Origin of the sequence: Roseiarcus sp. (assembly GCF_052145395.1) — a bacterium.
In the GTDB taxonomy this organism is placed as follows: Bacteria; Pseudomonadota; Alphaproteobacteria; order Rhizobiales; family Beijerinckiaceae; genus Roseiarcus.
Genome location: NZ_JBKQOT010000516.1, coordinates 1 through 10,040, shown reverse-complemented (window position 1 = coordinate 10,040; position 10,040 = coordinate 1). Strand labels below are relative to the sequence as shown.

General features: G+C 65.5%; 9 protein-coding genes. 5 read left to right on the top strand and 4 right to left on the bottom strand.

What is annotated here, in order from left to right:
• Window positions 1-230 precede the first annotated feature (230 nt).
• A complete protein-coding gene (locus tag ACLP25_RS17875) occupies window positions 231-2,741 on the top strand; it encodes a glycogen/starch/alpha-glucan phosphorylase (RefSeq protein WP_442470522.1) in 2,511 nt (836 codons plus the stop codon).
• 155 nt (window positions 2,742-2,896) lie between these two features.
• On the opposite strand, the gene ACLP25_RS17870 is transcribed toward ACLP25_RS17875, so the two are convergent.
• Window positions 2,897-3,817 carry a slipin family protein gene (locus tag ACLP25_RS17870; protein WP_442470521.1) on the bottom strand — a complete coding sequence of 307 codons (921 nt, stop codon included), beginning with the start codon at window positions 3,815-3,817 and terminating at the stop codon, window positions 2,897-2,899.
• 152 nt (window positions 3,818-3,969) lie between these two features.
• On the opposite strand from ACLP25_RS17870, the gene ACLP25_RS17865 reads away from it, so the two are divergent.
• From ACLP25_RS17865 to ACLP25_RS17850, 4 genes are all read left to right on the top strand, one after another.
• Entirely contained in the window at window positions 3,970-5,217 is a 1,248-nt protein-coding gene (locus ACLP25_RS17865) for an NRAMP family divalent metal transporter (protein WP_442470520.1), read from the top strand.
• 78 nt (window positions 5,218-5,295) lie between these two features.
• Entirely contained in the window at window positions 5,296-5,436 is a 141-nt protein-coding gene (locus ACLP25_RS17860) for a hypothetical protein (protein ID WP_442470519.1), read from the top strand.
• Entirely contained in the window at window positions 5,429-6,169 is a 741-nt protein-coding gene (locus ACLP25_RS17855; protein ID WP_442470518.1) for an SDR family NAD(P)-dependent oxidoreductase, read from the top strand. The genes ACLP25_RS17860 and ACLP25_RS17855 overlap by 8 nt, the downstream gene beginning before the upstream one ends.
• On the top strand, window positions 6,169-6,786 hold the full coding sequence (locus tag ACLP25_RS17850; protein ID WP_442470517.1) for a 2-hydroxychromene-2-carboxylate isomerase: 618 nt from the start codon (window positions 6,169-6,171) through the stop codon (window positions 6,784-6,786). The genes ACLP25_RS17855 and ACLP25_RS17850 overlap by 1 nt, the downstream gene beginning before the upstream one ends.
• A gap of 75 nt (window positions 6,787-6,861) precedes the next feature.
• Here ACLP25_RS17850 and ACLP25_RS17845 read toward each other — a convergent pair whose 3' ends face one another.
• The 3 genes from ACLP25_RS17845 to ACLP25_RS17835 form a co-directional block, all read right to left on the bottom strand.
• Window positions 6,862-7,728 (bottom strand): lysophospholipid acyltransferase family protein, encoded by an 867-nt coding sequence (locus tag ACLP25_RS17845; RefSeq protein ID WP_442470516.1) that lies wholly within the window; start codon window positions 7,726-7,728, stop codon window positions 6,862-6,864.
• A 108-nt stretch (window positions 7,729-7,836) separates the two neighbouring features.
• Entirely contained in the window at window positions 7,837-8,601 is a 765-nt protein-coding gene (locus ACLP25_RS17840) for an SDR family NAD(P)-dependent oxidoreductase (RefSeq protein WP_442470515.1), read from the bottom strand.
• 771 nt (window positions 8,602-9,372) lie between these two features.
• Window positions 9,373-10,029: a Crp/Fnr family transcriptional regulator gene (locus ACLP25_RS17835; protein WP_442470523.1), complete on the bottom strand. Its 657-nt coding sequence runs from the start codon at window positions 10,027-10,029 to the stop codon at window positions 9,373-9,375.
• Window positions 10,030-10,040 lie beyond the last annotated feature (11 nt).

Sequence of the window (10,040 nt, the reverse complement as noted above, 5' to 3'; positions counted from 1 at the left end):
TCGAGCACAAGGAATACATCCGCCGCTACGGCGACGACATGCCCGAGATCAGGGATTGGGTCTGGGGGGGCAAAGGCCGCGCGCGCGCCGCCGCGACCTCGACCGCCGGCGACAACGTCTGAACCATGTAAGCCGGCCCTCGTCGGGCGCTCGGGCGCCTCTCGAGGCGTCCGGCGAGAGCCCAACGCGATAAACGCGGAAACGTCTTAACCTTCAGGGAGTGCGAACCGATGGCGCAAGACAGCGCGACGAACGAATGGCCGAAGCCGCAGGCGACGGACGAGGCGGCGATTCTCAAGAGCTACGGCTCCGGGCCGATGCGCTTCGCCGGAGCGCCCGACGCGCTCTACGAGCGGCTCCTGAAGTTCCACAACGTCGTCGAGCCCGAATCTTCCGACTCGCGGCAGCGCTACGAAGCCGCCGCCCGCGCGGTGCGAGACATCGCTGCGGACCGCTGGCTGCGCACCGACGAGACCTACGCGCGCGAGAATCCGAAGCGGGTCTACTACCTCTCGATTGAGTTTCTCATCGGTCGCTCGCTCGGCAACAACGTCTTGAACCTGATGCTCGATCCCGTGGTCGAGCAGAGTTTTGGCGAAGACAGCCCCGCGTGGTGGGAGATCCTGCACGAGGAGCCCGACGCGGGCCTCGGCAACGGGGGCCTCGGGCGTCTGGCGGCCTGCTTCCTCGACTCGATGGCCACGATGCAATTGCCGGCGATGGGCTACGGACTGCGCTACGAGCACGGCATTTTCCGGCAGAGAATCCGCAACGGTTGGCAGGAGGAGCGGCCGGACAATTGGCTGCGCCATCCCGATCCCTGGGAGGTGGTGCGCCCCACCGAGAGTGTCGAGGTGACCTTCGGCTGCTCGTTCGAATTGCGCGGCGGCGCGCTGCGCATGATTCCGAACAACCCCTCGTCTCTGTTCGGCGTCCCCTATGACCGGCCGGTGATCGGCTACGGCGGCAAGACGGTGAACACCCTCCGGCTGTGGAGCGCGACCGCCTTGCACGCGTTCGACTTTCAGCGCTTCAGAGGCGGCGACTTCGTCGCCTCGATCGCCGAGGCCCTCAACGCGGAATCGCTGACGCGCGTTCTTTATCCGGACGATCACACGGTGCAGGGGCGCGAACTGCGGCTCATGCAGGAATATTTCCTCGTCGCCTGTTCGCTTGCCGATCTCGTTCGCCGGTTTCGGGAGTCGAATTCGGACTGGCGGACCCTGCCCGACAAGGCCGCCATCCAGATGAACGATACGCATCCGACCCTGGCCGTGCCGGAGCTCATGCGCATCCTGCTCGACGAGGCGCATCTGGGCTGGGACGAGACTTGGGACATCACGCGCCGGACGCTCGCCTACACCAACCACACGCTGCTGCCCGAGGCGCTCGAGCGCTGGCCGGTCGACTGGATGCAACTCCTCATTCCGCGCCATCTCGAGATCATTTACGAGATCAACCGCCGGCTGCTCGAAGACATTCGCGCCCGCTTTCCGGGCGACAATGGGCGCGTAGCCCGGACGAGTCTGGTCGAGGAGGGGCAGACCAAACACATCCGCATGGCGAATCTGGCGATCGTCGGCTCCCACAGCACCAATGGCGTGGCCGCGATCCACTCCGGGCTTCTGCGCAAGACGACGGTGCGGGACCTCGCCGAGGCGTTTCCCGAGCGCTTCAACAACAAGACCAACGGCATCACGCCAAGACGCTGGCTTCGCCTCGCAAATCCGTGGCTCGCCGAGGTGATTTCGGCCAGGATCGGCGACGGCTGGATCACCGACCTCGCTGAGCTGAAAAAGCTTAAGCCGCTAGCGGGAGACGCTGCGTTCAGGGGGGACATTCTCAAAGCGCAGCGCGCGTGCAAAGCCCGGTTCGCCGACTGGGTCAAGCGGCATACCGACGTCTCCGTCGACCCGGACTCGATCTTCGACTGCCAGATCAAGCGCATTCACGAATACAAGCGGCAGCTGCTCAACGCTTTGAGGATCGTCGTTCTCTACGACCGATTGCGTGCGAACCCGAATCTCGACCTGCCCCCGCGCACATTCTTCTTCGCCGGCAAGGCGGCGCCCGCCTATTATCTGGCGAAAGTCATCATCAAGTTCATCAACAATCTCGCTCGGACGCTCGACGCCGATCCGGCGGTCCTCGGCAGGCTCAAGGTGGTGTTCCTGCCGGAATACAATGTCACGCTCGCCGAGCGCTGCATTCCCGCCGCTGACGTCTCGAACCAGATCTCGACGGCCGGGTACGAGGCGAGCGGCACCAGCAACATGAAGTTCATGATGAACGGCGCGCTGACCCTTGGAACGCGCGATGGCGCCACGATCGAGATGGCCGAGGAGGCGGGGGAAGAGAATTTCTTCCTGTTCGGCCTCACGGCGGCCGAAGTCGCCGATAGCCGCCCGTGGTACAGCCCATACTGGCACTACCAGAACGAGCCGGAAACGCGCAAAGCGCTCGACTTGATCTTTTCCGATCACTTCAGCCCCGAAGAGCCGGGCGTCTTCGAGCCGCTGCGCGGCGCGCTTCTGACCCACGGCGACCAGTACATGCACCTGGCCGACCTCACCTCCTACCTCAAGGCCGACGCGGCGGTCTGCGAGCTCCGCCGCAAGCCGGATGAATGGGCGCGCAAGGTCATCCACAACATCGCGGCTTCCGGCAAATTCTCCAGCGACCGCACGATCCACGAATACGCGACCGAGATCTGGGACGCGAAGCCCTGTCCGGTGGGGTAGGGCGGAGCGAAGCCACGGGCGTCGCCGCGGCGGCGATTGGCGTCCCCGCCCCTTGTGGGGGACGCGCAGGGGCAAGAGCGTCCGCCTACGAAGATCTGTGCTCACGAAGGCTTCGACCCAAAAGCAAATCGCTCCAGGGCAGGGAGCGCGCGGCTCTATTCCGCCGCCTCGCTCGCCTCCGCCGCGCCCGCCGCCTTGGCGTGGGCGATGGCGCTGCCGACAGTCGCCAGCGTCGACACGCCGCCGAGCTGCATCGTCTCGACCGCGGTCGAGGGCACGATGACGATGGTGGAATTGTTCTTCAGGCCCTCGTACAGCATGTTCATCGCGCGCAGGTGGAAGGCGGTCGGGTTGTCGGCGTAGGTCTTGGCGGCGGCGTTGAACGAATCCGCCACCTGACGCTCGGAATCGCCGAGGATGACGCGCGCCTGCCGTTCCCGCTCGGCCTGCGCCTGCATCGACATTGCGTCCTGGAGCGCCGCCGGGATCAGCACGTCCTTGACCTCGACCGAGATCACGTTGACGCCCCACGGCTCGGTGCGCGCGTCGATGATCCGCTGCAGCTCCGTCCCGAGCTTCTCGCGGCCTTCCAGCATGTCGGCAAGCACGGTCTTGCCGATCACGTCGCGCAGCGCCGTCTGCGCCGCCCAGTTGATCGCCGCCGAATAGTCGGCGACGTCGAGCGCCGCCTTCTTCGGATCGATCACCCGCCAGAACAGCACCGCGTCCACGTCGACCGGCACCGTGTCGCGGGTCAGGGTCTTCTCCGCCTTGAACGCGCTGGCGATCACGCGCACGTCGATGCGGTAGGCGACCGTGTCCACGACGGGAATGATGAAGAACAACCCCGGCCCGGCGAGTTGTTGGAACCGGCCGAGCCGCAGCACGACCGCGCGTTCCCACTGGTTGGCGACCTTGATCGCGCTCGCGACAACTCCCGCGATCACGAAGCTTATGACCGCAATGGTTGCGCTTAGCCCGAAGTCGCCGGCGTTCCCGCTCGGGATGGCGGCCAGAACGCCCAGGGCGAACAGGATGAAGAAAACGAGGCCGGGAAGGGCATTCTGCTGTGGCATCGGGAAACCTCCGTCTCCCCGCCGTTCCCAAGCGAGATATGGGGGGTGCTTCGGCCGGCCACCAGCGGCGCGGTCGAGGGTGCGCGAATTTGTCCGTTGACTCCGCGCCTCCCGCGCCCCCTAGTCGCCGGATCTCGGGAGCCCCTTGGCGGATGGATGACATAGCGCGGACGAACGGCGTCAATTCGTCTTCCCTCGTTCGCGCGCTCGCCGTCTGGGGTCCGGGCATCCTGGTCATGCTGGCGGACACCGACGCCGGCAATGTCGTGACCGCAGCGCAGGGCGGGGCGCAGTGGGGCTACCGGCTGCTCGGGCCGATCCTCCTCCTGATCCCGATGCTCTATCTGGTTCAGGAACTGACCGTGCGGCTCGGCGTATACACCGGGCGCGGCCATGCCGAGCTCATCCGCGAGCGCTACGGGCTCGGCTGGGCGCTGGTCGCGGTCGCGGGCCTCGCCGCGGCGGCGATCGGGTCGCTCGTCACCGAGTTCACCGGAGTCGCCGGCATCGGCGAACTGTTCGGCCTTTCGCGCAGCGTCACGCTCCCGATGGCGGCCGTGGCCATTCTGGCGATCGTCGGGACCGGATCGTACCGGCGGGTCGAGCGCGCGGCCATCCTGATCGGTCTTTTCGAGCTGGCGTTCTTCGTCGTCGCCTGGGCGGCCCGGCCGAGCATCGGGCAGATCACGAGCGACGCCGTCCGTCTCCCGTTCGGCGACCGGGCGTTTCTGTACATGGTCGCGGCGATCATCGGCGCGACTTTCAACCCGTGGATGGTGTTCTACCAGCAGTCGGCGACCGTCGACAAAAGGCTGCAGCCCGGCGATCTCGGCCACGCTCGCGCCGACACCGCCATCGGCGCCGTCCTCACCCAGTGCCTGACCGGGGCGGTGCTGATCGCGGGCGCGGCGACCTTCGCCTATGGGGCCGAGCCTAAGGCCCTCGACAGCGTCGGCGACATCAGCGCGGCGCTGACGCCGGCGCTCGGCGCGTTCGCCGGCAAGGTCGTGTTCGGGGCGGGCGTGCTCGGCGCTTCGATGGTGGCGGCGATCGTCGCCTCCCTGGCGCTCGCCTGGGGGGTCGGCGAGATCGCCGGGTACAAGCGCACGCTGGAGTTGCACCCCTTCGCCGCGGGCTGGTTCTACGCCGTCTATGCGGTTTGCGTCGTCGGCGCCGCCTTCGCCGTCTGGACCGCCGCCGATATCGTCTGGCTCAACATCGCCGCCCAGGTGGTGAACGCGTTTCTCATGCCGCTGGTGGTCGGCTTCCTCGTGGCCCTCGCCGCCTGCGCCTTACCGGAGCCCTACCGGCTGCGCGGCCCGCGCCTCGCGATCACGGTCGGCGTCTGCGCCGTCGTCTCGGCGCTTGGTATCGTGGGCGGAATCATCGGGCTCATGTAACGCTCCCGTCGCCCTCGCCCCGCCGAGCGGGGAGAGAATTGGGGTGAGCGGCTGCGCAGGCCTTTCCGGAAAGGGCGCATGCTTTCCGACCTGGCGCTGTCGCCGACAACCTTCGCCGGCGCGCCCTTGCGGGTGGCGCAGGCGACGCCGGCGGCCTACTATCTGGCGCAAGGTTTGATCGCCTTCTTCGTCCTGCCGCGAGGGTCGTCCGATGAATGATGCGAGGCGCGGGGTCTCAGTGGTGATCGGGGCGGGCGACGGCCTCGGCGCCTCGGTCGCGCGCGCCTTCGCGCGCGAAAACCTGGCCGCCGTCGTCACCCGCCGGCCGCGTCACCTCGAACAGCTGCAGACGCTCGCCGAAAGCATCCGCGCCGAGGGCGGGGAGGCGCATGCGTTCGGGCTCGACGCGCGCAAGGAGGCGGACGTCGCAGCCTTCTTCGATGAGGTGGAGCGGACGATCGGGCCGATCGAGGTCCTGGTCTTCAACATCGGCGCCAACGTGCGTTTTCCCGTCACCGAGACGACGGCGCAGGTCTATTCCAAGGTGTGGGAGATGGCGGCCTTCGCCGGCTTCCTTGCGGGCCGCGAGGCGGCGCGGGTCATGGTTCCGCGGGGCAGGGGGACGATGCTCTTCACCGGCGCGACCGCGAGCGTTCGCGGCGGCGCGGGCTTTTCCGCCTTTGCCGGCGCCAAGCACGCCTTGCGCGCGCTGGCGCAGAGCCTGGCGCGCGAGCTCGGGCCGAAGGGCGTGCACGTCGCCCACGTCGTCATCGACGGGGCGATCGACGGCGCCTTCATCCGCTCCCTCCTGCCCGACGCCGCCGACAAGCGCGCGCGCGAGGAGATCCTCGTTCCCGACGCGATCGCGAAAAACTATGTGTGGCTGCACCGCCAGGAGCGGAGCGCCTGGACCTTCGAGATGGACTTGAGGCCGTGGACGGAGTTTTGGTGATGACGCCGACAATCGAATTCATCTTCGACTTCGCCAGCCCCAACGCCTATTTCGCCTACCGGGCGCTGCCGCCGATCCTCGAGCGCACCGGGGCGAATCTCGACATCAACCCCTGCCTGCTCGGCGGCATCTTCAAGGCGACCGGCAACAAGGCGCCGTTCATCGCCTTCGCCCCGATCAAGGGCAAGTTCGAGTACGAGATGCTGGAGATCAAGCGCTTCGTCGCGAAACACAAGCTCGACCGGTTCCGCATGAACCCGCATTTTCCAGTCAATTCGCTCATGCTGATGCGGGGCTACATCGGCGCGCGCGAGGCGGGCGTCGGGCCGGCCTTCCTCGAAATGGGACTCAAGGGCATGTGGGAGGACGGCCTCAAGCTCGACGATCCCGAGGTGCTGAAAGGCGCGATAGACGGTGCCGGCCTCGATTCCGCGAGCCTTCTTGCAGCCGCGCTGAGCGAGTCGGTCAAGCAGAAGCTGGCCGAGAACACCGCCGCGGCGGTGGCGCGCGGGGTCTTCGGCGTCCCGACCTTCTTCGTCGACAAAGAGATGTTTTTTGGCAAGGAGCGGCTCGGGCAGGTCGAAGAGGCGGTCGAGGCGGCCAAGGCCGCGGGGTAACGGTCCAAAGCGCGAATTGACGTCTCGCAGTCGCCACCCCATTCGCCGTGTTCGCTGGGAGCCGCTATGCGGAGGCTAATCCCACTTCCGGTGCGCCCACATCCATTGCTCGGGCGCTTCACGAATGAAGGTTTCGAACTGGCGTTGCAGGGCCTCGGTTGCGACGAGAGCGTCGGCGTCTCGGTCGCTCGTCTGCGGAACAAGGATCGGCTCGATGCGAATGGTGAAGCGTACGTTCGGGCGGCGGAAGGCGACTCCGGCATAGAGCGGCACTCCGGTCGCGCGAGCGAGAAGAGCAGGAAATAGGTTCGAACGCGCGGGATGGCCGAAGAAGGGGACGGGCGCCCCACGATCGTCGCGAAGATCGGCGAGGAACGAAGGGCAGGCGCCGGCTTTGATCGCCCGTATCAGCGCGCGGGCCGTTATCGCGGTCTTCGGCAGGAGGCCGCCCCGATAGAGCGGCGTACGCATCCTGCGCATTTTTGCTTCGACGAGAGGGTTCGATACTCGCTGGTAGACGCCGGCAATCGGCAAGCCCATGCGCCTGCCCCCATGCGCGAGGATTTCCCAGTTGCCCAAATGAAGGCCGCAGACGATGAAAGGCGCTTTGCGCGCGACTTCATCGAACCGTTCATCGGGCGCGAAGGCGATGCGGTCGCTCTCGATCAGCGTCTTGAAGCGGAAGCTCTCGATAAAAGTACGGCCAAGATTTTCCCACATGGATGCGGCTAGCTTCGTCCGCTCTTCGAGCGGCATGTCCGGGAAAGCGCGGGCGAGATTGGCAAGCGCGCGCTTCTGCCGACGCAGGCGCGGGGCGATCATGCGCCTGAGACTCCCGGACACCCACGACGCTGCTTCCAGGGGCAGGGCGCGCGCGCACGCCTCCGCCAAGAGGAAGCCGGCGAATTCGAGCCGGTGGCGCAGATTTTGCGGAAGTCTCATCAGCGCCTGATCGCCGCCGTGTCGGCCGCAGCCGCTCGAGCGCTCGGCGACGTCGGCGCTCCGCGCCTTCTGTGACCCGTGCTCGATCTTGGACGGTGAACGCCCGGCTCATTCTCCAAGCTTCTGCTCCAGTGAAGCGTTGTCTCGCCCAAAAACCTCGCGGCCGTCGTGGTCGATCAGGATGAGCCCGATCGCTTCCGGCGGCCACGCGACATGAAAAGCCTGGCGTATCGCCGCAGGCACATCCGAGGCGTGAATGCTGACCTCTTTCAAGACTTCCGGCGGTCGAGCGGTCCCTCCGCTCAACAGCAGAAGGCGATATCGTTCGAGCCCAGCGGACGAAACCGTGCGAACGTGCTCGTTCGGCCGGTTTAGAAGATCGCGCGCCAGCTTCAGGCTCTGCTGCGCCGTGAGTGAGAACTGCAAGGTCGAGAGATCGAGCGAGTCCGGATCCCGCTGATAGACGAGGCGTACGATCGCTGTCATCCCGTCGCCGGCGCGAACGGCGGCGTCGGCGACTTTGTGAGGAACTTGCGCCGCAAGGTCGGCTTTGTTCTCCGCGGTCTGGCCCGTGACCGGGCCAACCGGACATCCGGCGACAGTCTTGTTCCGCGCGACATCGAGACGGCCAGACCGTGCGAGGCTCTTGTCGACCACAGCGCGGACGTCATCCTCTTTGCGGACGTCGGCTTTGATGAATTCGACCTCCGAACCGTGAGAGCGCAACTCCGCGACGAGCGCCTCGCCGGCCGTGTCATGCCGGTCGGCGACGACGACCTTTGCACCCTTTTTGGCGAAGGCGATGGCGGCGGCGCGCCCTATGCCGTTGAGTCCATCGGTAATCAAGATAACAGGCGCTCTCAACGTCGTCATGATCAATTCCTTGATCAAGTGTCCGCCGCAAGGCGCTCGGACCACCCGCTACAACGTGCGGTCTGGCCTCCGCATAGTGGGAACGAAACACGTATGTATAACAACCGGTTGAGATGCCGGCTGTTCAAGATTGACCACCTTCCGGAATTTCCTGTGGATCTCGTCGCACCCGTCAGCTTGACCTAAGCGATTCGCGCCTGGCGCCTACGCCTTGTCCATTTGTACCTGCTCCGCAACGTAATTGAGAACAGCCTGACGGCGCTCAGAACTTCTAATGCCGAGAAAAGCGCGGACGAGAAGCCATCCCTCTTGAATGCTGACCGGTAATTTCGGTGCATTCGGCGCCCCAGCGCTCGAGACCGGAAAATTACCGAGACGAGGATCCGCGGTCGAGATGTCCGCAGCTGCCGAAATCGCGCTGCCGAGTTCGTCCAATCCACCTGGGTCTGGGACAGAGCGGCCCTTTGGCGACGGGGCGCCTTCACGATTCGTCACGATATCGGCCTCCGGCGCCCTTCCAGGATTGGCGCCGAGGCTAAGGCGCTTCGTTGCCTTTGGCGCAAGCGCGGCAAAATCGTAGGCCTGCGCTTCTCGATCAGGCCGCTGATGTATCCCGCCATTGACATTCGGTCCTCAAAGGACAGGTTGCCGCCAGTCGGAAGCGAGCAGAAGCAAACCATCCTACGGGGGACGTAGGTACCGAGCGGGAAGGGTATCGGCTGTTCAAAATTGACCATATCGCGACAAAATCACGACGGCGCCGTAGGCGGCCTATTCGCGTAGAATTACGCTCAACTGCGAACTGTGGACTTTCAGGTCCCCGTTGTATTCGATGAAGCCGAGCTTCCTGAATTTGTTCATGAAGAAGCTCACCCGCGGCCGGGTCGTCCCGATCATCTCCGCAAGCGTCTCCTGACTGATTTTTGTCGTGATCGGCTCCGGCTTTCCCTCCTTGCCGAAGTTCGCCAGCAGCAGAAGCGCGCGGGCCAGACGCCTTTCACTGGAATTGAACAGGTGGTCCACGAGGTCCGCCTCGATGCGACTGTTGCGAGTCAACAGGTGAGCGGTGAACACCTCGGCAAAAGCGGGCTCGGCATGAAGGACGCGGATCATTTCCGCCTTCTCGATGCGCACGACCTGAGCCTCGGTCATTGCCGTCGCCGTCGCCAGGCGCAAAGGCTGCGCGATCAGGCAGCCCTCGCCGAAAAAGTCCCTGTCGCCCAGGAGACCGACGACCGCTTCCCGCCCTTCCCCGGAGATCACGGCGACTTTGATCTTGCCCCGGAGGATGTGGAAGACGGCGTCGGCAGCGTCGCCCTGCGAGAAAACGACCTGTCCCGCCCGATACTCAGACATGGATCGGCCGTGATTCACAGTCGCGAGAAACACGTCCGGATCAAACGATGCGTTCTTGGCTTTCCTGGCCATGAAGCCGTTCC